21 protein-coding genes and 1 tRNA gene are annotated in these 23,760 nt (G+C 46.0%); 9 read left to right on the top strand and 13 right to left on the bottom strand.

The genetic code is table 11. The annotated features are described in order from the left end of the window. Positions 1–45: 45 nt before the first annotated feature. From lptB to ACKU41_RS00600, 6 genes are all read right to left on the bottom strand, one after another. On the bottom strand, positions 46–768 hold the full coding sequence (gene lptB, locus ACKU41_RS00625) for an LPS export ABC transporter ATP-binding protein (protein WP_319779458.1): 723 nt from the start codon (positions 766–768) through the stop codon (positions 46–48). 156 nt (positions 769–924) lie between these two features. Then, on the bottom strand, positions 925–2,520 hold the full coding sequence (locus ACKU41_RS00620) for an LptA/OstA family protein (RefSeq protein WP_321403409.1): 1,596 nt from the start codon (positions 2,518–2,520) through the stop codon (positions 925–927). Between the two features lie 44 nt (positions 2,521–2,564). Beyond that, entirely contained in the window at positions 2,565–3,155 is a 591-nt protein-coding gene (gene lptC / locus ACKU41_RS00615) for an LPS export ABC transporter periplasmic protein LptC (protein WP_319779455.1), read from the bottom strand. Continuing rightward, a complete protein-coding gene (locus tag ACKU41_RS00610; protein WP_321403407.1) occupies positions 3,156–3,677 on the bottom strand; it encodes an HAD-IIIA family hydrolase in 522 nt (173 codons plus the stop codon). Beyond that, positions 3,667–4,431 carry a 3-deoxy-8-phosphooctulonate synthase gene (kdsA, locus tag ACKU41_RS00605; protein ID WP_321403404.1) on the bottom strand — a complete coding sequence of 255 codons (765 nt, stop codon included), beginning with the start codon at positions 4,429–4,431 and terminating at the stop codon, positions 3,667–3,669. Before kdsA ends, ACKU41_RS00610 begins: the two co-directional genes overlap by 11 nt. 124 nt (positions 4,432–4,555) lie before the next feature. Continuing rightward, positions 4,556–6,187, bottom strand: coding sequence for a CTP synthase (locus ACKU41_RS00600; protein ID WP_319779451.1), 1,632 nt, complete (start codon positions 6,185–6,187; stop codon positions 4,556–4,558). 290 nt (positions 6,188–6,477) lie between these two features. On the opposite strand from ACKU41_RS00600, the gene ACKU41_RS00595 reads away from it, so the two are divergent. Together ACKU41_RS00595 and ACKU41_RS00590 are read left to right on the top strand one after the other, a co-directional pair. Beyond that, on the top strand, positions 6,478–7,287 hold the full coding sequence (locus tag ACKU41_RS00595) for a phosphoribosylformylglycinamidine synthase subunit PurQ (RefSeq protein WP_319779450.1): 810 nt from the start codon (positions 6,478–6,480) through the stop codon (positions 7,285–7,287). Between the two features lie 46 nt (positions 7,288–7,333). Continuing rightward, entirely contained in the window at positions 7,334–7,843 is a 510-nt protein-coding gene (locus ACKU41_RS00590; protein WP_319779449.1) for a nucleoside deaminase, read from the top strand. A gap of 50 nt (positions 7,844–7,893) precedes the next feature. Here ACKU41_RS00590 and ACKU41_RS00585 read toward each other — a convergent pair whose 3' ends face one another. Then, complete coding sequence (locus ACKU41_RS00585; protein WP_321403401.1) at positions 7,894–8,820, bottom strand: hypothetical protein; 927 nt, start codon at positions 8,818–8,820, stop codon at positions 7,894–7,896. Between the two features lie 450 nt (positions 8,821–9,270). Here ACKU41_RS00585 and ACKU41_RS00580 point away from each other — a divergent pair. Next, positions 9,271–9,361 (top strand) — tRNA-Ser (locus tag ACKU41_RS00580). Between the two features lie 222 nt (positions 9,362–9,583). Here the strand turns inward: ACKU41_RS00580 and ACKU41_RS00575 are convergent. Beyond that, positions 9,584–10,963 (bottom strand): ATP-binding protein, encoded by a 1,380-nt coding sequence (locus ACKU41_RS00575; protein WP_319779446.1) that lies wholly within the window; start codon positions 10,961–10,963, stop codon positions 9,584–9,586. Positions 10,964–11,152: 189 nt separating this feature from the next. Between ACKU41_RS00575 and ACKU41_RS00570 the strand changes: the two genes are divergently transcribed. Together ACKU41_RS00570 and ACKU41_RS00565 are read left to right on the top strand one after the other, a co-directional pair. Then, positions 11,153–12,502 (top strand): DEAD/DEAH box helicase, encoded by a 1,350-nt coding sequence (locus ACKU41_RS00570; protein WP_321403399.1) that lies wholly within the window; start codon positions 11,153–11,155, stop codon positions 12,500–12,502. Between the two features lie 152 nt (positions 12,503–12,654). Next, positions 12,655–13,827: an iron-containing alcohol dehydrogenase gene (locus ACKU41_RS00565; protein ID WP_321403396.1), complete on the top strand. Its 1,173-nt coding sequence runs from the start codon at positions 12,655–12,657 to the stop codon at positions 13,825–13,827. A gap of 60 nt (positions 13,828–13,887) precedes the next feature. On the opposite strand, the gene ACKU41_RS00560 is transcribed toward ACKU41_RS00565, so the two are convergent. Further along, a complete protein-coding gene (locus ACKU41_RS00560) occupies positions 13,888–15,582 on the bottom strand; it encodes an FAD-dependent oxidoreductase (protein ID WP_321403394.1) in 1,695 nt (564 codons plus the stop codon). 201 nt (positions 15,583–15,783) lie between these two features. On the opposite strand from ACKU41_RS00560, the gene ACKU41_RS00555 reads away from it, so the two are divergent. Then, entirely contained in the window at positions 15,784–16,509 is a 726-nt protein-coding gene (locus tag ACKU41_RS00555; protein WP_321403392.1) for a PAS domain-containing protein, read from the top strand. A 92-nt stretch (positions 16,510–16,601) separates the two neighbouring features. On the opposite strand, the gene ACKU41_RS00550 is transcribed toward ACKU41_RS00555, so the two are convergent. The 3 genes from ACKU41_RS00550 to ACKU41_RS00540 form a co-directional block, all read right to left on the bottom strand. Continuing rightward, positions 16,602–16,994 carry a ferredoxin-thioredoxin reductase catalytic domain-containing protein gene (locus ACKU41_RS00550; RefSeq protein ID WP_321403390.1) on the bottom strand — a complete coding sequence of 131 codons (393 nt, stop codon included), beginning with the start codon at positions 16,992–16,994 and terminating at the stop codon, positions 16,602–16,604. 144 nt (positions 16,995–17,138) lie between these two features. Further along, positions 17,139–17,843: an HAD family hydrolase gene (locus ACKU41_RS00545; protein ID WP_321403388.1), complete on the bottom strand. Its 705-nt coding sequence runs from the start codon at positions 17,841–17,843 to the stop codon at positions 17,139–17,141. An 87-nt stretch (positions 17,844–17,930) separates the two neighbouring features. Continuing rightward, positions 17,931–18,821, bottom strand: coding sequence for an AraC family transcriptional regulator (locus ACKU41_RS00540; RefSeq protein WP_321403386.1), 891 nt, complete (start codon positions 18,819–18,821; stop codon positions 17,931–17,933). Between the two features lie 186 nt (positions 18,822–19,007). Here ACKU41_RS00540 and ACKU41_RS00535 point away from each other — a divergent pair, with 186 nt between their 5' ends. The 3 genes from ACKU41_RS00535 to ACKU41_RS00525 all read left to right on the top strand — a co-directional run bounded on the left by ACKU41_RS00535 (position 19,008) and on the right by ACKU41_RS00525 (position 22,877). Then, positions 19,008–19,385: a PH domain-containing protein gene (locus tag ACKU41_RS00535; RefSeq protein ID WP_319779434.1), complete on the top strand. Its 378-nt coding sequence runs from the start codon at positions 19,008–19,010 to the stop codon at positions 19,383–19,385. 129 nt (positions 19,386–19,514) lie between these two features. Next, positions 19,515–21,353, top strand: coding sequence for a UbiD family decarboxylase (locus ACKU41_RS00530; RefSeq protein ID WP_319779432.1), 1,839 nt, complete (start codon positions 19,515–19,517; stop codon positions 21,351–21,353). A gap of 249 nt (positions 21,354–21,602) precedes the next feature. Continuing rightward, positions 21,603–22,877: a hypothetical protein gene (locus ACKU41_RS00525; RefSeq protein ID WP_321403384.1), complete on the top strand. Its 1,275-nt coding sequence runs from the start codon at positions 21,603–21,605 to the stop codon at positions 22,875–22,877. Between the two features lie 248 nt (positions 22,878–23,125). Here the strand turns inward: ACKU41_RS00525 and ACKU41_RS00520 are convergent, their stop codons facing one another. Beyond that, entirely contained in the window at positions 23,126–23,701 is a 576-nt protein-coding gene (locus ACKU41_RS00520) for a calcium-binding protein (RefSeq protein WP_321403382.1), read from the bottom strand. Positions 23,702–23,760 lie beyond the last annotated feature (59 nt).

Below are 23,760 nucleotides of genomic sequence, written 5' to 3'. Positions count from 1 at the left end.
TGAAGTAATTCCGGCCAGAATATTTAACCATCGGCAGAAACGGACTTAAAGGCTGAAACTGTCTCCAAGATACAGCCTGCGCGCCTTGGTATTCTTCACAATATTTTCCGGCGAACCGTTAAGGATAACCCGTCCCTCATAAACAAGATATGCGCGGTCACAAATGGAAAGGGTTTCACGAACGTTATGGTCGGAAATAAGAATCCCGAGCCCCATATCCTTAAGCGAAGAAATAATATCCTGAATATCAATAACCGCAATTGGGTCGATACCCGCAAAGGGCTCATCAAGCAGAATAAATTTAGGATTATTGATCATGGCTCTTGCTATCTCAAGGCGTCGGCGTTCACCGCCGGAAAGATACATGGCCTTCTGGTCCGCAAGACGCAGGATGCCGAGCTGATCCAACAACTCATCCGCCCTTTTAGGAATATTTTTACCAGAGAGTCCGGTATGCTCGATGATTATCTCAAGATTCTTACGTACGGAAAGTTTTTTAAAAATAGAACTCTCCTGCGGCAGATAGCTGAGACCAAGGCGTGCCCGCTCATGCAAAGGCAGTGTGGTGATGGGCTTTTTATTGAAATAGACATCTCCGGAAGTTGGTTTCACCACACCTACAAGCATATAAAATGTAGTAGTTTTGCCGGCCCCGTTAGGTCCAAGCAGCCCTACGACCTCGCCCTCGCGCACTGTCAGCCCGATTCCGCGGACAACCTCTTTAGGTCCGTAGTTTTTGACAAGTTTCTTGGCGATAATCGAAGACATATATTTCCTGTAATTAAATTTTGATGCGCTTCATGCGCCTGTAATAGATTTTGCCTCCGGCGACCTAAACCCTCTTACAAAAGGGTTTAGGCATTCCAAAAACTTTTATCCCGGCTTCGGCGCTGTTGATGACGTACTGTCATTACACCATATTCTCTACGGTGAGACATTTTTCGGAGTATAGAAAATTGCCTCAATGGGTTTGCTGCCGCCGACAACCTCGGCACGGTTATCCTTCAGGTAAAATTTGATTTCAGCACCCTGAATATTGTTGGGGCCGTCCTGTAATTCAGCATTCCCTTTCATGTAAATAATGGAATCACCGACCACATAGGTCAACTCATCGCAATGTCCTTTGCGCTTTTTCATAACAACCTTGACGTTGCCACCGGCCACGATTTTTTTAATCTTGTCCTGAGTATCGGAAAGAGAATCTCCGTCCGGTCTGAGATGAGCGGTAAGAGTATCGGAAGTCAGGGTAACATCCAGACGAACAACCTTTACATTACCGGAAAAAGTGATCCTGTTACGATTTTCGCTGAATGTCATTTTGGTGGAAGTTATCTTGATAGGCACTTCATCAGGACCGCCGGGAACACGTTTCTTCCGCGGTTCCTCTTTTTTCATAACCGGAGCTTCCGCTTTGAGGTAAGTACCAAAGACATACCCTACTCGCTTAAGTTCATTCTTCTCTCCGGGCTTGAAGACAGGAAACCATTTCCCTTCCTCCTGCCCGACGCTCACAGCTTCACCAAATTCAAGCTTATCAACTATGAGGGATTTGGCATCGGGTTCGGAGCGGACGTTGAGCACTGCGGTAGCATACATGGTTTTGGTCTTCACCGGAGCAAGCAACATTTCGTCCATGGCTTCTTCCATGGCAGCCAACTCACTGTCCCTCTTTACTTCCGCCTGCGCCTTGCGATCTTTTTCAGCCTTGATCTCGGCTTTACGGGCATCTATTCCGGCCATCTGGGCTTTTTCCAGATTTTCAGGATACGGTGCGAGAAAAGGTCCCCAGGCATAACCCCAAACCGGAGTATCCTTCTTGACCATGGTATCAATGCGGAAAAGGGCATACATGCCGCCTTTTTCATCTCCCACCTGAGCGCGGTGTCCGGGGCTGAGCACCCCGACAGCTCTGGAAGTAGCCACAGGCTTCTCAATCACATTAATACGCCGCACAGCGTAGCGAATCCGGGCTTCGTCGTTAATTAAATCAACGGCAGACTGCTGTACATATCCGATGGCTTCCGCTTCGGAAACCACTTTTGCATCGGCCTTGAAAACTGCATACCAGCCGTCCCGCAAAAAACCGACCTTAATCTTATCTCCGGACTTGAGCATGCCCCCGGTGGAGGACTTAACTGTACGCTCCAAATAATATTTAAGATCTTTGCCCACATAGCGAATATCACCCCAGTCCACGACAGGACCGTCGGCAGGGGCTGGAACAACTACCTTGTTGGACACATAGCCGACCGGAGAAGCGTCTTTTACATCAGAGACAGGAAAAACAGGAAGCCAGTTCCCCTGTGCTTTGCCGATCAGAAAACTTTCCGCCGGAGAAAGCACCCAAACCACCGGAGCCTTAAGGTCCGGTTTTGCGCGGACGTTGGCTATTGTCCGGGTAATTTTCAGTTCAGATTTATCGTAAGCATGCGCAGCCGGGCTGACCAGAAAAAGAGCCAGAAAAAGCACCACACCAATTAAGGCAGAATAAAAAAAAGCCGATACGGGCCTGCAGCTCAACAATGAATTATTTCCAAATATATTAATCAAATGAATGCTCGCTTCTATTGAGGCATTACCACCATATCAGGTGAAATCAAGGCTTCCATTCCGTCTTCAATCATTATTTCACGGGTGACAAGATCCACCTTGACCCGGTTGGAAGTAATATAGACAGCCGGACTTTGAACTTTTACATTTCCTTCAAGGAAAAGCAGATTCTCTTTGGGCTTAAAGTCAAGACGATCAGCCACAAGGCCCATCTCGCCGTAATTACCTTCCACACTGTCCCAAAGCTTGAGACCTTCACCCTTCTGGCTGACCTCGCCATGCAGGGCGCGGACAAAAACTTCCTTGCGATCCCGGCCAAGATAATATGTGACCCGTGGTTTGTCAGCCTTGACCAACCCCTTTTCCTGATCATAGTCAGCACTTCCGGCCCGTAGAATCCATTCAATATCACCGCCGGTCCCCTGAATCAGCTCAATCTCTTCAGCGGAAATATCGGACTTGTTCTTGTCAGCCACCAACGGGCTTTCCACTGTGCCACGGGCCATATGCGGAAAAACTCCGTACTTCTTGCCCAGCAGGGTTCCCGCACAGAAGCCCGTAAACAGGGCAAGAATCAAATATAAAACCAAGCCGACACGGCCCATCTAGCCTGCCCACTCTTTCCAGATTTCATTCAACTTGCCCTGTGCGTCAAGGATAAATGAAATCGCCTCACGCACGGCACCATGTCCGCCGTCACGACTGGCAATCCATTTGGAAATACCAAAAATCTCGGGCTGGGCATTCTTCACTGCCATGGGCAGCCCCACTCGAAGCATAACCGGAACATCAATCCAATCATCACCGATGTAAGCTACCTCCTCATCTTTCAACCCTTTATCCCTGAGCAGCTTCTCATAAAAAGGAAGCTTTTCACGCTGGCCGGGGTAATACTCGGCAATCCCCAGTTCGGTAACACGTTTTTCAACCGCCCCGTGATTCAGGCCGGTAATTACCGCCAACTCAATTCCGGCCTGTTGAGCATACTTGATACCGAGGCCGTCCTGAACATTGAAACGCTTCATGACGTTACCTTCGTGGTCATAATAGAGACCTCCGTCAGTAAGCACGCCGTCCACGTCAAGAATAAGCAGTTTAATTTTTGCAGCATGTTCCTTAGCAGACATAATCCACGCTCCATGCAGCCAAAAGATCCTTGATCAAGTCTTCGGCACGATCAAGGGGCCAGCTGTTGGGACCATCACACAATGCGCAGTCCGGGTCGGGATGGGTTTCCATGAACACACCGGATGCCCCCGCAGCCACGGCCGCACGGGAAAGCACAGGCACGAACTCCCGCTGACCGCCGGACTTGCCACCCAGACCGCCGGGAAGCTGCACGGAGTGGGTGGCATCGAAAACAACCGGACAACCGAGTTCTTTCATGATCGCCATTGAGCGCATGTCCACCACAAGATTGTTGTACCCAAAGGATGACCCGCGCTCGGTAAGCCAGATACGTTCGTTTCCTGCTTCACGCAATTTACCCACCACATGACGCATGTCGTGAGGTGCGAGGAACTGTCCTTTTTTAACATTGATGACACGGCCTGTATTGGCTGCTGCAACAAGAAGGTCAGTCTGACGGCAGAGAAACGCCGGAATCTGGATAACATCAGCAACTTCACCGACAGCTGCAGCCTGATCAGGGATATGAATATCGGTGACAACGGGCAGCCCGGATTCATCCTTCACCCGCTGTAACCATTTAAGCCCTTCCTCCATGCCCGGTCCCCTGAACGAAGTGATAGAGGTCCGATTGGCTTTGTCGAAAGAGCTCTTAAAAATTACCGTCACATCAAGACGGGAGGCGATGTCAGCCAGCACTTCTGCAGCACGCAGGGCGACATCTATGGTTTCCAGTGCGCAAGGTCCCGCCATAATAAACGGTCCCTGCAAACTTTTCTGATATAATTCATCGGGGGTCAAAAGTAACTGCCCTCCAGATATAATGTTGCCCGGAAACACCGTATAACAGTGCTCCCGGGCAATCGATAGTTAATTTTTATTTATTGCCGCAGGCAGCCTTGATGAAATCCCTGAACAGCGGATGGGCATGCATGGGGTTGGACTTGAATTCCGGGTGGAACTGGCAACCGAGGAACCATGGATGATCAGCAACTTCAACAATCTCAACCAGAGTTTCATCAGGAGAAAGACCGCTCAGAACCAGACCTGCTTCAACAAGCTGGTCCGCATATTTTTCCTTGTTGAATTCGTAACGGTGACGATGGCGTTCCTGAATTTCAGCCTTGCCGTAAGCTGCCATGGCTTTAGTGCCCTCAACAACTTTGCAGGGGTAGGAACCGAGACGCATGGTGCCGCCCTTGTCGCTTTCTTCGCAACGGTTTTCGGTCTTCTTGGTGCGGTAATCGTACCATTCTTTCATCAGGTAAATTACGTTCTCATTTCCGTCGGGGTTAAATTCTTCGGAATTGGCAGCCTTAAGGCCCATGACATTTCGGGCGTATTCAATAACCGCACACTGCATTCCGAGACAGATTCCAAAGAAGGGAACCTTGTTTTCACGGGCATACTTGATAGCATTAATCTTGCCTTCAACACCACGGGTTCCAAAACCGCCGGGAACGAGAACACCGTTACAACCGGCCAGCTTCTCCTTAACATTTTCAGGAGTTATTTCTTCAGAGTTCACATAACGCAGCTTGACTTCAACCTCGTTGGCAACGCCGCCGTGGATGAGAGCTTCGTGCAGGGACTTGTAAGCTTCCTTAAGGTCAACATACTTACCGACAATGGCAATAGTGGTTGAACCTTTGGGATGCTTGAGCTTGTAATTGAGTTCTTTCCAGGCCTCAAGATTACAATTTTTAGCCGGAAGCTTGAGCAGAATGGCAATCTTCTGGTCCAGGCCTTCATTATAAAAACTGAGCGGAACTTCGTAGATGGACTTAACGTCAACAGCAGTGAAAACGGCGTCACGGTCAACGTCACAGAAAAGAGCAATTTTACGCTTGATATCTTCATCAAGGTCAACTTCGCTGCGGCAAAGAATGATATCGGGATGGATACCGATACTGCGCAGTTCCTTAACGGAGTGCTGGGTGGGCTTGGTCTTAACTTCACCAGCAGCGGCAAGGTAGGGAACGAGGGTCAGATGGATGTAAAGCACATTCTCGCTGCCCAACTCGGAACGCAGCTGACGGATGGCTTCAAGAAAAGGAAGACCTTCGATATCACCGACAGTACCACCGATCTCGATGAGGGCCACATCCTCACCATTAGGCATATTTATCACCGCATTCTTGATTTCGTCGGTAATGTGCGGAATCACCTGTACGGTACCGCCGAGGTAATCTCCACGGCGTTCTTTGGTGATTACGTTGTGATAAACGCGGCCGGAGGTCATGTTGTTTTTCTGGCTCAATGCAACATCAAGGTAGCGCTCGTAATGACCGAGGTCGAGGTCGGTTTCAGCCCCATCGTCAGTTACGTAAACTTCCCCGTGCTGAAAGGGGTTCATGGTGCCGGGGTCAACGTTGATATAAGGATCAAGCTTCTGGATGGTTGCAGTCATTCCTCTGGCTTTGAGGAGTGCGCCTATGGATGCTGCTGCAAGCCCTTTACCAAGTGAGGACAGCACGCCCCCGGTGATGAATATAAATTTGGTTTTCATAACGCTCCTGTCCCGTGGCGGACAAATTATTTTAAAATATCGCTGTTACATAAAACAAAATCGACAGCGAATAAAGTCAGTAAGCAGGAAAAAAACACAAAAAAGGACCTACCCCCGTTAACAATCCCATATTCAGGCATATCCCACTTTAAAAAAATGTGTTAGCGGTACGTCCTGAGGAATATAGACTGTTGACGGGAAGCTGACCCGCAATTATGTTCCTCTCTTCTAAACAGGCATTAATTAATCTTGGAATATTTCTATTGTCAACATCTGGAGGACAAAAATATATGGCCCGCGTTAAAGTTTTGGTCATCACCGGTTACGGAACCAACTGTGAACACGAATCTGCCCATGCCGCTAAAAAAGCCGGCGCAGACCAAGTGGACATCACTTATTTTTCCGATCTCGCCGCAGGTAAAAAAACTCTTGAAGGATATAACTTCCTAATATTTCCCGGCGGCTTTCTGGACGGCGACGACCTCGGAGCAGCACAGGCTGCGGCGCTCCGCTGGAAACACGCTCATACCGCAGACGGCACCCCGCTTGTGGACCAGATCAAAAAATTCTTTGAAGACGGTGGCGTAATTTTAGGTATCTGCAACGGATTCCAGCTGCTTGTAAAACTCGGCCTGCTGCCCGCAGTTGGCGGCGAGTATTTCACCCGCCAGGTCTCCCTCAGCTACAACGATTCCGCAAAATATGAAGACCGCTGGGTCCACCTCAAGGCAAATCCCGATTCCCCATGTGTATTCACCAAGGGAATCGACACCCTGAACGTACCTGTACGTCACGGCGAAGGGAAGATCATCCCCGCAGACGACGCCATGCTTGAAAAAATCGTGGAAAACAACCTGCATGCAGTGCAGTACATTGACCCCGAATCCGGCGAAGTGACCATGGATTACCCTGCCAACCCCAACGGTTCACCGCTGGGCATCGCCGGGCTGACCGACCCCACTGGCCGTATTCTCGGACTCATGCCGCATCCCGAGGCTTTCAACCACCCAACCAACCACCCCAAATGGACCCGAGGCAACATCCCCACTCTCGGTCTGGCACTTCTCGAAGGTGGCGTGAATTATATTAAATCGCTGTAAGTCACTAAATTAAGGAGGGGAGTTACTAACTCCCCTCTTTTTTGTTATGCCAAACATTATCACCAGAGGAACCCCGCCCGCAGAACCTCCGCAGGGCCAGACATGGCGATCCATGATGGATATTGCCATTCGTGAAGCCTTTAAAGCACGCCAGCACGGCGAAGTTCCCATCGGTGCAGCTTTATTCGACTCGGGTGGTAAACTCCTCGCCACCGGGAATAATACCCCGCTCACAAAAAAAGATCCCACCGGACATGCGGAAATCAACTGCCTCCGCAATGCATGCGAAAGACTGGATAACTACCGCCTGCCACAGGGGACAATTCTGGTTGTTACGCTGGAGCCCTGCATCATGTGCCTCGGCGCGATTATTCATGCAAGAGTGGGAGGGGTTGTCTTCGGTGCTCCTGACCCAAAAGCCGGTGCGGTAGTCTCAAATATGGAAGGAACGGAACTTCCCTTCTCCAATCATAAATTCTGGACCATCGGCGGGGTATGCGAGAATGAATGTAAAGAAATTTTACAAAGTTTTTTTCTACATAAGAGAAAAAAATAAAGGCCGGAAACATTATATTTCCAGCCTATTAATTTTCAGTTGCCAGTCGTTTAAACACGAACCCCGAAAGTTTTACCCATCTTTTTAAGATGAGGAGAATCGGGTGCGTATTTCAGCCCCTCCTCAATCAGGTCATGTCCAAAAGACTTTGGGCTCTTACCGCGAATATTATCTCTACAATAGTAGACACAGATAGCGAGATTATAGCAGGCCTCTATCACTGAATCATTTTCTACCGGACCGCCTTCAAGCATTAGTTCCCATACCTTTAGCCTATAATCAAGATTGTTTCGATACCATGACTTTGAATTTCCGGGATCATCCAGCGACCTCATTTTAGCTACTTTGGCAGCACAATATTTAGCTTCCTCCAACGAACATTTATCTGGATCATAACGCATCTGAAAATAATGCCACCAGCCCTTTAGAGAAGACTTTTCTTCAAAGATATTAATAAGTTCTTCCAAAAAGTGGCTCTTCTGCTTGGGATCTTTTCCCAAAAGCCGGTCAGCTTTAGCCTTGGCAGCAGCCACATTCCCTTTATCAAGCTCTTTGCCGATAGAAGAAAAAACTTTTTTTACTTCCTGCTCCTGTTTGGCCGCCTTTTTTCTAATGGCTGCCTGTTCGATCTTTTTCATCTCACCAGTAATTGATTGCAACCTGATAACCAGCTCTTTCAAGCCCTTCTCTTCGAATGTGGTTATCAAAGACATTTCTCCTTCAGTTGCTTCTTTTACAATCGGCAGAAGATCAATACCGCTGACACTCTTTGAAATATCTTCATTAAAAATTTTCCGTTCCGGCTTGGTCAGATCCTTGATTTTTATAATTCCAAAAATTCCTACAAGCAAAAATTTTATACTCAAAAGAGCATCCCCAGCTCTGACCATAGAGTAGGACTCACGAAGGCATGTCTTTATATCTTTACGATCAGGAGCAGCCTTAATTCTTTTCTGTATTTCTTCCAGTTTAACCATATATATTTCCAAAAATCTTACTTATTTTTTCGAATTTCTATTCCGTGACAAACTTAATTAAAAGCCAATACTGCACAATTTTTATCCTCACCTAATACATAAGTTACTTCCTCATCACCGCCAATTGTGACATTACGGCAAATTCTTACAAACTCTTACGTTTATGACACAAGAATTGGCATTCACTACAAACTTCAATCCCTAAGATTAAAACTGTATGCGGTAAGTTGCTAAGGGTCTTTTGCCCTAAATTATACTTCAAATTTAATCTTTCGGAAATCACCAAATATAATTTTAACCACTACCCGCATCTACCCGGCATCAAATGTATTGTTTTTGATTATCAACCCACAATCCCAATCATTTATGCTTGCCAAACTCCTTAAAAAAACATATAAATCTTGCCTTCCAAGACCGGACAAGCCGGAAACGGTCTTGCTTAAAAAATGCGGAAAGGTAGCGAAGTCCGGCCGTAACGCGCTCGACTCGAAATCGAGTTATGGGAAACCATACGTGGGTTCGAATCCCACCCTTTCCGCCACAATAAAAACAAGGGTTTAGGAATAATTTCCTAAGCCCTTTTTGTTTGCCTGAAAACCGCAATACGTGAAAATATACGTGATTGATTTTAAAAACGGACTTATTTCTTGATCGTCTTTTTGATTTACCGAGCCTGCGCGGAAGGCACCTTCCACTTTAACTTCCAACTCCAGCAGGCTTGAAGACGTCGTATATGAAATTTATCAAAAAATATTCAGAGATATCAGTAATCAATTTCCGGTGACGGTACCTTGAATTCAAGACAAAAATAAACTGTGGTCCCTACTCCCAATTCACTTTCTATAAAAATCTCTCCGCCAAGAGTATCAAGCAATCTTTTGGCAATTGTCAGTCCTAAACCGGCCCCTTCATAACTCCGGGTACTGCTTCCGTCCGCCTGCGAATATGGTTTGAAAATATACTCTATTTTCTCGTCAGCAATACCTATCCCCGTATCAGAAACAGAAAACAAAATACGGCATTTCCCCGAAGAACAAGCATTAGGCACGGGCCAGGCTTCAATACTGACACTTCCGGAATTGGTGAATTTTACAGCATTGCCAACAAGATTGTTAAGAATCTGATTTAATTTTCTATAATCTCCGATCAGCAACGGAGGCAGCTTGTTTGAATCTTTTATCTGAAATTCAAGTTTTTTCTGACGCGATGAAATTTCGAAAAGTAATCTGGTGTCCTTAAAAACATCCATGAGATCAAAAGGATCGTGCAGTACACAAACCCTGCCATCCTGAAGCCTTGAGTATTCTATTATCTCATTCAAAAGATTTGCCAGCCTTTTGCAGGACGACATTGTATATCCAAGACATTCCAAATCATTAGTATCTGTAAGATTTAACTGCAAAACCTGCAGCATCCCTAATATGCCGTTCAGTGGAGTGCGTATTTCATGACACATATTGTCCTGAAAATTGCTTCTCTCAATATTAGCTAGCTGCTCAATACGATGAGCTTCCTTGTATGCGTCTTTTCTTTTTTCTAATTCCGCATATGATTTTTTTAATTCATTCTCAGCATGCTTGCGTTTGCTAATATCCAACAGCGTAAAAGATATTCCTTTTTGCCAGTCTTCTCTGTCCAGAGGAGTAGAATTAACTATTACATCCTTCAGTGTACCGTTTTTACACTGAATTACCGTTTCAATTGACCCCGTACCCGTTTTTTCCATTTGGTCCTTTCTTATTTCAAGCCCAAATTTGAATTCCTCTTCAGTGGGGTAAATAATTGAGGTAGGATGACCTATCAACTCTTCTTGGGTATAGCCAAGCATATTACAAAAATAATCGTTTACATGAATAAACGTTTTATCCCGAATAAGTCCTATTCCCACCGGAGCCGTCCTGCTTATCGTCTTTAACAAAACATCTTGGAATTTAAGATTATCCTCAACTTCCTTTCTTGTTGTCGCATAGGCATAACACATATAAAGGGAAAAACAGAGAAGCCCACCGGAAACAACCGGAAAAAGCAATGTAACAGAACTACCCAGCTTACCAACCAGATAATTTTCTAGAATTGAAAAAGCCCAGCCCAGAGCAGATCCTGTCAGGAAAGAAATTATTACTGGAAAGAATCTTATTTTCATAATTCCAGATACCCATCATCTCATTGATGTGCAATATTTATTAAATAATTATGTATTAATTTTACGCACAGACATCTTCAGTAATACATCTCACACCAAACTATTCAAAATAATGCTACATTTTGGAATAATATTCATAGTCGACTTGATCTCCACCTTAAGATACACCGGATTGCAACAGGAGACTCCATGCTGATTGAAATTTCAAAAGATTTGACTATTACCGATGCCCCGGAAGAACTGGTTGACGAAATCAAGGAAGCCTTAACCTTGATGAATCCAGATTACGTCAACGCTATAAAATACCGGGGCCGGGTCGGAAAAAAAATTCCCAAATATATCAAGATGTGGTCCGGTGACAGCAAAAAACGGCTGCATTGCCCGCGCGGATTCGGCATCGAACTGCATCAGATTGCTAAAGCTGCGGACATTGAACCTACTTATAAAGATAAACGGCTGGAACTTGAGACTGTTGACTTTTCCTTCAAGGGAGAACTGCGCCCTTACCAAAAAGCAGCCCTGCAATCCTTTTCCAAACAGACTCAGGGCTTGTTGGAAGCCGGAACTGGAGCAGGTAAAACAGTCATGGCTCTGGCCCTGATCGCCGAACGTAAACAGCCCTGCCTTATCATCGTACATACCAAAGAACTGCTTTTACAATGGATCGATCGCATCAACCAGTTTCTGGGCATGGAAGCCGGACAGATCGGCGGCGGTAAATTCAAGGTCAGACCTTTAACCGTAGCTACTATCCAGACGGCCCGTAACCGTTTGAAAGATTTAAAAAAAACTTTTGGTCACATTGTGGTTGATGAATGCCACCGCACACCGGCCAGCACTTTCCAAAAAGTAGTCAAAAATTTCGATGCAAAATACCTGACCGGACTTTCCGCAACACCCTACCGTGCAGATGGACTAGACAGAATGATCAGCCTGACCCTAGGCCCTGTAGTGCACCGGGTAAACCCTGAGCTGCTGCGTGATACCGGGGCTATCCTCAAGCCGGAAGTCTTCACCGTGGAAACAGCTTTCAGGTTTGCCGGAAACCCTTCCGAAGAATATCCGCTCATGATGACCGCCATTGCTGAAGATTACCCGCGCAACAAAATTATCGCATCGTATGTACAAAAAGAACTGCAGCAGAATCCGGGAACACTGCTGCTCGTTGCCGATCGTACCGCCCACCTGGACGCTCTATCCGATCTACTTTTTGACCAAGGGGTGGAAGTAGCTGTGCTGACAGGGAAAACGCCTGCCGGAGAACGTGAAGAAATCATAGCAGACCTTAATGCCGGGAAGATCAAAGTTCTAGCCAGCACAGCATCACTTATCGGAGAAGGATTCGACTGTAAGGGATTATCCACCCTTTTCCTCTGCTCACCCATCAAATCAAAAGGAAGACTGGTCCAGATCATCGGTAGAATTCTGCGCCCTGCAGACGGCAAACGCCCGAGGCTCTATGATTTTGTTGATATCGAGGTCGGGGTATTAAAACATAGTGCCGGGCTACGGCAAAAGATTTACGCTGAAATTGCGTAAATTAATCCTGCCCAAAAAAGACTGAGACAAGACGGCGGCACTTTTTTATTTTTAAAAATTATTTTATAATAGCAAGCTGACCATTGCCCGCGGACAATCCGATTGTACTTAATTGTTTTTGTGCAATATTTTTCATCAAAAAAGGAGCTAAAATGCTTAACTTTACCTTTCACAATCCTACAACCATTGTTTTCGGAGAAGGCCAGCTTCAGGAGCTGGACAATCTTGTCCCTGAAAAGGCTAAAGTACTGATTACCTACGGCGGCGGCAGTGCTAAAAAAACAGGTCTGCTGGACCGGGTAAATGCAGAACTGGCCAAAAGCGAACGCAGTGTTCTCGAATTCGGCGGGATTCCTGCCAACCCCAAATTTGAAATTCTCATGAAAGCCGTACAGATTGTCCGCGATGAAAAAATTGATTTCATTCTCGCCGTCGGTGGCGGTTCTGTAATTGACGGCACAAAATTCATTGCGCTCGCAGCACCGGCGAAAGAGTATGAAGGCCGTGAACGGGAACTGATGAAATTCGGTTTCACCCCCGTACCTGTTGACAGCGCTGTCCCCTTCGGAACCGTGCTGACCCTTCCGGCAACCGGATCGGAAATGAACAACGGGGCTGTTATCAGTGACGGTGAAGACAAGCTTCCTGTTATGTCACCGCACACATTTCCAAAATTTTCCATCCTCGACCCGACAATAACATTCACCCTTCCCAAAACTCAGGTGGCAAACGGCGTTGTCGATACATTCATCCATACAATTGAGCAGTATCTGACCTACCCAGCAGAGGGACGTTTTCAAGACCGCACAGCTGAAGGGATTTTGCAGACTTTGATTGAAATCGGCGCGACAACCGTCAATGAACCGGAAAACTATGATGCCCGCGCCAATCTTGTCTGGTGCTCTACAATGGCCCTTAACGGCCTCATCGGAGCAGGGGTACCTCAAGACTGGGCCACCCATATGATCGGCCACGAAATCACCGCTCTTACCGGTTTGGACCACGCCAAGACACTGGCTGTGATGCAACCAGCCAACTGGAAAGTGCGTCGGACTGAGAAAAGGGAAAAATTAATCCAGTACGCCGAGCGGGTATGGGATATCCGTGAAGGTGATGATGATGCCCGCATCGATATGGCTATTGCCAAAACTGAAGAATTCTTCAAAAGCATCGGCATGGCAACCAGACTTTCCGATTACGATATCGGCTCCGATATCGTTGACCGGGTAGTCGCCGGACTTGAAAAACACGGCATGACCAAACTCTCCGAACGAGGAGACGTGACACTTGAAGTCTCACGCAAAATGCTGGAAACTGCACTCTAATTTAACAAAGGGCCGTGGCAAAAAACACCACGGCCCTTTAAATCCTGTTCAATACAAAATCTACATTTCAATTTTAAAAGGCCAGGCCATTATACCGCCTTCCATGACTTTGACGTTGGTCCAGCCGTTGGCTTCGAGAACCCGCTGGGCTTCGTATCCACGCATGGAAATCTTGCAGAAAGTAATAATTTCAGTGTCCTTATCTTGCGGCAGCTGATCAAAAGAATTACGCAGCTTGCCGAGCGGGATGAGCTTTTCCCCCACACCGAGACGCATTTCCTCGAATTCATTGGGTGCGCGAACGTCCAGAATAAATGGCTTCTCTCCGGCATCCAGCTTTTCCTTAACTTCAGCATTGCTGATTCCACTCATCTGCCCGGCTATCTTGTTATCAAGGATATGGGAAGTGGTGATAAAATGGTCGATAGCCAGCGAAAATGGAGGAGCGTACGGCAGATCAGCCATGCCGATTTCATAAATCGTATTGCCGTTCATGACTGCCATGGCGGCTTCGGCAAGCTGGCGGTTGACTTCACCGGGGCCAACGCACTGGAAGCCTAAGACCCGCCCGGTTTTGGCATCGGCAACCATCTTGGAAACAAGCAGCTTAGCGCCCATGAATCCGGGTTTATCCGGGCTGGCATTGGTTGCAGTCACTACTTCATACCCTTCAGCCTTGGCCCTCTGTTCGGAAAGTCCGGTGGCTCCGGCGCTTAGGTCGAAAACTTTGCAGATCCCGCTGTTGATGGTACCGGGGAATTTATGTTTGTCACCACGGGCGATATTATCCGCAACAACACGGGCTTCAAGGTTGGCAAGGTCGCCGTATGGAGCAAAAGTTTTTTTACCTGTGATCCGGTGGTTGATTTCAACGCAATCCCCGGCGGCATAAATATCAGGATCGGAAGTACGCATAAATTCATCGACGGCAACACCACCGAAATCACCAAGCTCAAGCCCGGCATCTGCGGCTAACTTGGCATTAGGCACTACACCGATAGCGACCACAGCAAGTTCACAGGGAACAACGGAACCGTCTTTAAGTTTAACTCCGGTCAACTTGCCGTTCTCACCCAGAAATTCAGCCACACCGTTGTCGGTATGAACGGTTACACCCTTGGTAGCCACATGCTTTTCCACCAGCTTTGCGATTTCCCAATCAAGGAACATAAGCAACTGGGAAAGCATCTCCACCACATTCACATTCATACCGGATTCGGAAAGAGCCTCGCAAACCTCAATACCGATCAGTCCTCCACCGACAATTACTGCATTCTTTACTTCACCGGAATCCACAAGCGCACGCAGTTTGTCGGCATCACGCATTTCAGAAAGGGACCGCACGCCCTCAAGATCAATACCCGGAATAGGAGGACGACGCGGAGTAGCCCCGGTACAAAGAACCAGTTTGTCATATTCCACCGTGCTTTTTTCCCCGGTAATCACATCGGTGCAGGCTACGGTTTTGTTCCGGCGGTCAATAGCTGTAACTTCAGTGTTGACCTTGGCGTTTACACCCTTGGCTGCTGCAAAAAAACCTTCATCACGCACCACTCCGGTAGGCGTGGCGAGCAAAGCATCACGCTCATCAAAATTACCGCCAATGTAGTAAGGGTAGCCGCATGAAGCCATGGAAAGTTCCGGAGCCTTCTGGAGCAAAAGAACATCTGCTCCGGCATCAAGACGTTTAGAACGGGCAGCTGCTTTGGGTCCTGCAGCAGAACCTCCGATAACAACGATTTTTCTGGAATTCATTTATCTCTCCTTTTAATCTTGTTTTTTAATGGAAATACTCCGGTCACAAAAAAAAACATTGATCGAGATCAACATTTTTTTTTAACTTAAATAAAAATTGCACAAAACTAAACAGCTATTACTAACATTGCTAATAGACGATTTTCCTCTTGTGCCGTATGGTCTGAAATTCGAAATTATTTTTTTAAACAAGGGAACTCTGTGAATTCACAAAAACCTACATATGAAGAACTGGAACAGAGAATAGCTGAACTTGAAAGCCGAGAAAACCTGTCCCTACGTTGTATACCTGACTTAGAATCAGACACAACGGAAAAATCGACTTTCTTTATAAATGAGCTTTTCAATTCCATTCTCAGTGGAGTTGTTGTTGTAGACGCGGCGAACCGAAAAATAATTGATGTCAACAGCACAGCCCTTGAGATGCTCGGACGCAGCAAAAAGAATGTTATCGGCAAAGAATGCCACAACTTCATTTGTCCGGCAGAAAGAGGGAAATGCCCCATTGCCGATCTGGGTCAAACTGTGGACCGATCAGAAAGAGAACTACTCACAATAAATTCCGGGCGCATCTGCATTCTTAAGACAGTGAAGACAATTTCCATCGGAGAACGGAGTTACTATATTGAAAGCTTCATCGACATTTCTGAACAGAAGGAGGCTGAGCAGGCAAAAGAACAACTCATCAGGGAGCTTTACGATGCTCTGGAAAAAGTAAAAACCCTCAGCGGCCTTATGCCCATCTGTGCCAAATGCAAAAAGATACGTGACGATAAAGGTTATTGGAACAATCTTGAAGCTTACATTGAAAAGAACTCTGAAGCATCTTTCAGTCACGGACTATGCCCTGAATGCTCTGAAGAACTGTACGGAGATAAGCAGTGGTATATAAAAGGCAGAAAAAAACGTAAAAACAACAAAAAATAATACGGCTATTCTAGAAAGTTACACCATAAAACAAAAAACGGACACAAGCATCACACTTGTGTCCGTTCTGTTTTCACTGCAATCAATGCTGCTTAATTCGCCAGATTACGATGCATCTTTTCCGGAGCAGGATCAGCAATGTCACCATAAGTCTCGCGGCCTTCATGACCTTCAGGAAGATGTTCAGTGACTGGCATCCCTTCTTCGTTAACAAAAAGCATACAATGGCAATACTTGTAATTCTTCATGTCCGAGCAGGGACAAAGCCACTCGCGTTCTGCTGCGGCCTGCTGTTTGTCCGGATAAAAACGGCAAGGACAGAGAGGACGTTTCAACTCATCAAGATGCATAGCCAGCCCCGTAGTCACGGCATCTGATACATCTTTCATGGGATGGAGAGTAAGCCCGGTACGCTTGCAATACTTTTCCACGTAATTGTGGATCAATTTTGAATTTTTTTCTGTAGGCTGAGACAAAGCTTTCACCTTGGTTATTGATAGTTTTAATACAAACTGCGCACTAAAGAAGGCAAATGCATTCAGATATGCACAGGCAGCGCCTTATTACCACTCATTGCAATAGATTGAAAGAAAGAAATATTGAGAAAATTCTGCCATACATATTACGGCTTATGATATCATTAACAGGGGCAAAAGTTCGCAGGCACTGCCGAGCTCTATATATTCCCGCCCACGAAGCTCTACTTCGCTGACTTTTTCATGAACCCAGGTGGTATGAAAAGGTATGTGGACAGCACTTCCACCGACTCCCACTACCGGCAGAATGTCGGATTTAACAGAATTACCAACCATCAGGAATTCATCACAACGGATACAATGTTTCCGCAGGATTCCTTCATAAGAGGACTCATCCTTTTCTGCCAGAATTTCAATATGATCAAAATATGGAGCCATGCCGGAAAGACTTATTTTGCGCTGCTGTTCGGCCACGTCGCCTTTTGTAATCATCAATAGTTCATAATTTCCGCACAAGCTGCGCAACACATCTTCCACTCCGGCAATAGGCTCGACAGGATTAGTCAGCATGGACCTGCCCAGCTCGACGATGCGCTCAATTTCAGAACTTATTCCCCTTCCGCTGGCAACAGCAGTAGCTGCTTCGACCATGGAAATTACAAAACTTTTAACCCCATAACCAAAGACACCGATATTTCTGGATTGGGTCTGCTCAAGAATTTCCATAAACCCTTTCGCCGGAATATAGTCGGACATCATCTCGGCAACATCGGCTTTGACCCGATCAAAAAAAGGCTCGTTGACCCAAAGTGTATCATCAGCATCAAAAGCCACAGCCTTAATCTGTCCATGGAACATTACGCTTCTCCTTGCGCAAAATTAAGCATTAGCCGGAGACAAGTCAAATCCCCCAAATAAAGTGGAGCACATGGAAAGAAGCGGACTTTACGCCAATTGCCGGTACTTTCCTTTAACATGTTCACGGAAAACAGAAGGAGAAAATCCGGTTTCCCGCTTAAAAAATTTACCGAAATAGGAGGGATCGTCAAACTTCAACTCATAGCATATCTCGGAAATATTCAGGTCTGAATTAGCCAGCATACGCTTAGCGGAGACAACCAACTCATTACGCACAATCTGACCGGGAGTCATGCAGGTAACCTCTTTGATCACCGCACTTAACCTGCTGACACTGACATTCATCATTTCAGCATAGTCCTGAACCCGTAGTTTTAGGCTGTGATCAGATGCAACAAGTTTTTTGAACTCACGCACAATACGATTTTCGGCCCGTGCACCGGGTCTTTGCAGCCTATCCGCAAACATGCGCTGCAGGTTGACCATCAGAATATGAAAATAGGAGCGCAACACAGTGACATAACCCGGCTTGCGGGCGCTGAACTCGTTGTACAAATTCTTCATAATTCCGTAGAGTTCAATCTTCTGATCAGAAGAAAGCATGAACATGGGAGAATTGACCACACTATTGAAAAACTCCAGTTCAAAAACACTTTTGACCGGAGCTTCAGGCAACTTCAAAAACTCACCAGTAAAAACCATGACAAAACCTTCAATTTCAGATTCCGGATTCCAGAAATGCAACTGGCCCGGAGAAACAAAATACAGGGAACCGGGAAGAATATCGTAAGTTTCAAAATCGATTACACAACAGCCTCTCCCACTGGAAACAAAATGTACTACATGAAAATCATGCAAATGAGTCTCACGAACATCGCTGATCGGGCATCCGGTGCCATCTGTAAACGGATAAATTTTAAAATTGGATTCAAGACCGAAAAGATCTTCAGCCTTGTAGACGGTACTGTTATCTTTCATGAGTCTTTTTTAGCATTTGCCGGGAATGCACATCAAGGGGTAATAGACGGCCATTTAAGAGAACGAACTTCAAGCCCAAGACAAATAGTGACGCTAAAAAGCAATTAGGCTAAGCTGGCGAATGAATATTTCATGAAACATTAAAGAGATACAACGGCCATGAGCCACAAACCAAACGGAGATATTATGGGAATTCTTGACGGATTAATGGGCAATGCATCTGAAATCAGCGTAGAGGACGTACAGGAAGAACTCTCCCCGATATTGGGAAACACTGAAGAAGTTGAAAGGGCTTTCAAGGTCATCCGCGATATGTATGTTTTTACCTCAGGCAGGCTGATCCTCATTGACAAGCAGGGTTTGACCGGTAAAAAAGTCGAATATCTGAGCATACCATACAAATCCATCTCAACATTTTCCGTGGAAACAGCCGGACATTTCGACATGGATTCCGAACTGAAAATGTGGGTTTCCGGTCGTCACGAGCCTATAATTAAAGAACTTAAAAAAGGTAGTGATGTGGTAGGCATCCAGAAACTGCTTGCCAACAAAGTTCTCAAATAATCATGCCACATGCGTTTTTCAGCCTGCCCTGACCCGGCAGGCTTTTTTACGCCCTATAAAACTTGATTCCCGGCCTGCGAATCCATACACTCTGCCGCACGAACATAACATCTGCAAAGGATATAAATAATGGGCTACAAAAACACCAAAGAATGCCTTGATGCTCTTGAAGCCAAAGGCGATCTCATTCGCATAGACCATGAAATTGATCCCGAAATTGAAGCCGGGGTCATCCAGCGCCGTGTCTTTCAGGCTGGCGGACCGGCCCTGCTGTTCACTAATGTTAAGGGTTGCAAATTTCCCATGGCCGCCAACATTTTCGGCACTAAAGAACGCCTGCAATCCATCTTCCGCGACACTATCGAAACTGTCGAACGGCTCATGAAATTGAAAATGTATCCCATGAAAGCATTCAAAAAACCGTGGCAATATCTCGGTGCTCCTCGAACAGCCTATCACACCATGCCACGCAAGCTCTCTGAAGGCCCGGTCACAGCCAACGAAACTACCATAGCCCAGCTTCCACAACTTAAAGCATGGCCCATGGACGGAGGTGCGTTTGTCACCCTGCCTCAGGTTTATTCGGAAAGCCCGGATAACCCCGGTTTCGCAGGCTCCAATATCGGCATGTACCGAGTCCAGCTATCCGGTAATGAATACAATAACACCGAAGTGGGGCTGCATTACCAGATCCATCGCGGTATCGGACACCACCACGCACAGGCATTGCGAAGAGGCGAAAAACTTAAGGTGAATATCGTTGTCGGCGGAGCACCGTCCATGACGATTGCTGCGGTAATGCCTCTGCCTGAAGGACTGGCGGAAATTTTCTTTGCCGGAGCGTTAGGAGGACACCGGATCCCCATGGTCATGCGTCCAAACGGCCTGCCGGTTCCGGCTGAAGCCGATTTCTGTATTTGCGGAACCATCAGCAACGAGCAGAAACCAGAAGGACCGTTCGGGGACCATATCGGATACTACAGCCTGACCCACGACTTTCCGGTACTAAAAGTAGACAAAGTGTATCACCGTAGTGATGCAATATGGCCGTTCACCACTGTAGGTCGTCCGCCTCAGGAAGACACTATGTTCGGTGATTTTATCCATGAACTGACTTCCGAACTTGTTCCGTCCGTGTTTACCGGAGTCCATGAGGTTCATGCTGTGGATGTGGCCGGAGTCCACCCGCTGCTGCTGGCAGTCGGCAGCGAACGCTACGTGCCTTACGCAAAAGAACGCCAGCCCCAGGAACTGTTGACTAACGGTATGGCTCTGCTTGGAAATACTCAGACCGCTCTAGCCAAATATCTGTTCATAGGCGCCAAGGAAGATATGGATCATGGCGAAAATTGCCACAACATTCCGGTTTTCTTCAAACATATGCTTGAACGGGCAAACCTGAAACGCGATCTTCATTTCATCACCCAGACCACCATCGACACCCTCGATTATTCTGGTAGGGGCTTCAATGAAGGGTCAAAATTGATATTCGCTGCCGCCGGATCAAAGAAAAGGGAGCTTTCAAAAGAACTGCCGGAACTTCCTGCCTTGCCAGAAGGATTCGGTGAAGCAAAGATCTTCGCCCCCGGGATTATGTTGCTCAAAGGGCGCAAAAGTGAGACCGCCCAAGGAGAACAGGACCCGCAGATGGAAAAACTGGGCGAAGCTCTCAAATACGCTAAAGGGATAGAAGGATTGCCCATGATCGTTGTTGTGGATGATCCTGATTTCACCGCCAAAGACTGGGATAACTTTCTTTGGGTAACCTTCACCCGTTCCGATCCGGCAACCGATATTTACGGAGCCGGGTCCTTTACCAAGGCTAAACATTGGGGAACTGAGAAAGCGTTTATTATCGACGCCCGAATGAAGACATATCAAGCACCGCCACTTGACCCCGACCCTGAAGTGGAAAAAAGGGTTGATGCTCTAGCTGCCTCCGGCGGACCGCTTTATGGCGTGATATAAAACAATTGCAATCCCCCCCTCCCCGGTTCAAACGAACCGGGGAGATTCCAAAATCCTGCAGCAAGAACAATTGCCCGACACTTCACGTTGACAATTCTCAATTAGTTATTACTAATATAGATTATAGAAAAATAATCTGAAGATTGTTCAGATCAATTCCCACTCAACTTAAAATATTTTCGGAATAATTCATGCATAAATCCTAGTACACAAAAAAAAGTCAAATTATTGCCTCTCGGGAGGCAGGGTATGGTTAAACAACATCGCAATAATCTCTTTAATGATTGCGAACTAAGCATCATTCTGGAGAATGTATACAACAGCATCATTCCGCAGGTGGAATCTATACCTAAAGAGATATTTTTTTCTGCTTCCGAAACCGAGCTTGTTGAAAAATTGGTTGCGCAAAATTCCATCAAACAAATAACCCTGCGCGAAGATAAGATTACCATGAGCAAGCCCGCCCTCTGTAAGCTAACCCCGGCGGGAAAAATCTACAGGCCCGTGAGTGGACAGGACCCACCAGATTTAAATGATGGAATGACAACGCAAGTGGAAATTCCATTTACCGGTGACAAACGGCTTCTGGTCAGTAGGCCGAGCATGCATTACGCGCACGGAGGCCCCAGCTTCACTATCAAAGAAGACCGCATAATAAAAGATTATGTCAGTCCTCTTTATTCCGATCCAAAATCATTCAAGAGGCATTTCCAGCGTAATTACGAAACAATAAGCAAATATCTTGAATGGCAGGCTCATGATATAAATTTGTTTGCCCAAAGGATGCGCAGACTTGTAATTTCCGCAGTTGCAATCAGAAAAAAAAGAGGCAAGACAATTCCCCTCCACCTTGTTTCCAACCCCGGAGCAAATAATTTTGCATCAGGGCATGTTAACTGCAATCATGCAAACTTTCGCCGTCAAAATGTCAATCCCGAGATGCCTATTATCTCCGATGAAGACTTCACCAAAGCAATACAGGTACTACGCCACACCGGAAACAGCTTTGAACGTACCCCTACAATTTTAGACGTCCACAATGATCATGACCTGCGAAACATCTTGGTTTCAAATCTAAACACCCATTTTTCAGGCAATAATGGGAAAGATATGTTTAACCATGTTGGTGAAAATGGTTTTGAAGTGTCGATCGCAAACCGGCCCGCAATCATAGGCAGATGCTTCACATGGCGATGCGGCGAAGGTTTGACATATACTATCAACACCCTCATTCAAGACACACTCTGCCAATCATGCAAAATAATACTGACTATATTCAATAGAACTGAAAAAAATTTCAATGTATTACTTGAACTAATTAGAGAAACGTTCCTTCAACATCCATGTATGGTAAGGATTGAGAACGAATTTGCTAAAAACGAATGGCACACCACCATTAATACTTTTAATGACATTGAAGATTATCACTGGGTTCACCTGATGGTTTTCAACCTATATACCACCACCAAAAAAAATGAAGACATACATTTAACAGAAGAAGAAAGAAACTTCTTTGCCAAATAAATATCACCTGGCGGATATGGGTATTTATACTTAGGTCTATTGCACTGGCTTCAGCATGCAAGAAACTCCAATCCCCGCCCCAGAATCTGCTGTGCAACACCAAGACTCTCCCTGCATTAGCTGCAGCAAAATTCGGCGAAACCATTGTGGAAGCTTTGAATTAATCCAATAAGAAACGGCAAAAACATCCCAAAAACAATAAAGGCACGGACGTAATCCGTGCCTTTTTCAAATCAGATAAGAAAATTTTACTTATCTTTTTTCCACTCTTCCCACTCTTTTTTACTCAACTTTCCATCCTTATTCAGGTCGGCTTCGCGCATAATCCGTTCAGCATTCAAAGGATAAACTTTGACCACTTCCGAACGGATGATGGTTTTACTGCCGTCTTTATCGATATCCACAAATGCACGGGCAAAACGAATCCTTTCCATCTGGTAGTAGATTGCTTTCGCTTTACGTCCGTTCTCCAAATAATAGAGCGACATGTGTTCTTTACCGTTCAAGGCTCCAAAAGTGTAACCATCTTCATGCTCTGTAAAATAAAGGCTCACACCATCAACCCCGATAATTCCGCTGAAACCCTCGGTTACCAGATTTTCTTTATTGGCGGCAAACCAGGCTTTTTCACCGGTAAAGAGATTTCCTTCCTGTTTTTTAATGATCAAAGCCGCTTTGCTTTCCTTAACAGCACCGTCTTTGCTAATCATTTTAACTAAACCGACCCATGTTCCACGCAACTCAGGATAACCATCGGCATAAGCAAAAGAGCTAACTAGGACCAAAACAAGAAAAACAATGCTGCAACTAAAAAATTTCTTCATTTAATCAGCCTCCGGGAATTCAAAATTAAAGATCTTCCTTTTATTTATCAAAGCAGCAA

The organism is Maridesulfovibrio sp. (assembly GCF_963678865.1).
GTDB lineage: Bacteria > Desulfobacterota > Desulfovibrionia > Desulfovibrionales > Desulfovibrionaceae > Maridesulfovibrio.
This window is presented reverse-complemented; position numbering and strand designations above follow the sequence as displayed.

Excerpts from the sequence above, each read along its gene's own strand:
- lptB (WP_319779458.1), bottom strand. The coding sequence starts at position 768 with ATGTCTTCGATTATCGCCAAGAAACTTGTCAAAAACTACGGACCTAAA.
- lptC (WP_319779455.1), bottom strand. The coding sequence starts at position 3,155 with ATGGGCCGTGTCGGCTTGGTTTTATATTTGATTCTTGCCCTGTTTACG.
- ACKU41_RS00610 (WP_321403407.1), bottom strand. The coding sequence starts at position 3,677 with ATGTCTGCTAAGGAACATGCTGCAAAAATTAAACTGCTTATTCTTGAC.
- kdsA (WP_321403404.1), bottom strand. The coding sequence starts at position 4,431 with ATGGCGGGACCTTGCGCACTGGAAACCATAGATGTCGCCCTGCGTGCT.
- ACKU41_RS00600 (WP_319779451.1), bottom strand. The coding sequence starts at position 6,187 with ATGAAAACCAAATTTATATTCATCACCGGGGGCGTGCTGTCCTCACTT.
- ACKU41_RS00595 (WP_319779450.1), top strand. The coding sequence starts at position 6,478 with ATGGCCCGCGTTAAAGTTTTGGTCATCACCGGTTACGGAACCAACTGT.
- ACKU41_RS00590 (WP_319779449.1), top strand. The coding sequence starts at position 7,334 with ATGCCAAACATTATCACCAGAGGAACCCCGCCCGCAGAACCTCCGCAG.
- ACKU41_RS00585 (WP_321403401.1), bottom strand. The coding sequence starts at position 8,820 with ATGGTTAAACTGGAAGAAATACAGAAAAGAATTAAGGCTGCTCCTGAT.
- ACKU41_RS00575 (WP_319779446.1), bottom strand. The coding sequence starts at position 10,963 with ATGAAAATAAGATTCTTTCCAGTAATAATTTCTTTCCTGACAGGATCT.
- ACKU41_RS00570 (WP_321403399.1), top strand. The coding sequence starts at position 11,153 with ATGCTGATTGAAATTTCAAAAGATTTGACTATTACCGATGCCCCGGAA.
- ACKU41_RS00565 (WP_321403396.1), top strand. The coding sequence starts at position 12,655 with ATGCTTAACTTTACCTTTCACAATCCTACAACCATTGTTTTCGGAGAA.
- ACKU41_RS00560 (WP_321403394.1), bottom strand. The coding sequence starts at position 15,582 with ATGAATTCCAGAAAAATCGTTGTTATCGGAGGTTCTGCTGCAGGACCC.
- ACKU41_RS00545 (WP_321403388.1), bottom strand. The coding sequence starts at position 17,843 with ATGTTCCATGGACAGATTAAGGCTGTGGCTTTTGATGCTGATGATACA.
- ACKU41_RS00540 (WP_321403386.1), bottom strand. The coding sequence starts at position 18,821 with ATGAAAGATAACAGTACCGTCTACAAGGCTGAAGATCTTTTCGGTCTT.
- ACKU41_RS00535 (WP_319779434.1), top strand. The coding sequence starts at position 19,008 with ATGGGAATTCTTGACGGATTAATGGGCAATGCATCTGAAATCAGCGTA.
- ACKU41_RS00530 (WP_319779432.1), top strand. The coding sequence starts at position 19,515 with ATGGGCTACAAAAACACCAAAGAATGCCTTGATGCTCTTGAAGCCAAA.
- ACKU41_RS00525 (WP_321403384.1), top strand. The coding sequence starts at position 21,603 with ATGGTTAAACAACATCGCAATAATCTCTTTAATGATTGCGAACTAAGC.
- ACKU41_RS00520 (WP_321403382.1), bottom strand. The coding sequence starts at position 23,701 with ATGAAGAAATTTTTTAGTTGCAGCATTGTTTTTCTTGTTTTGGTCCTA.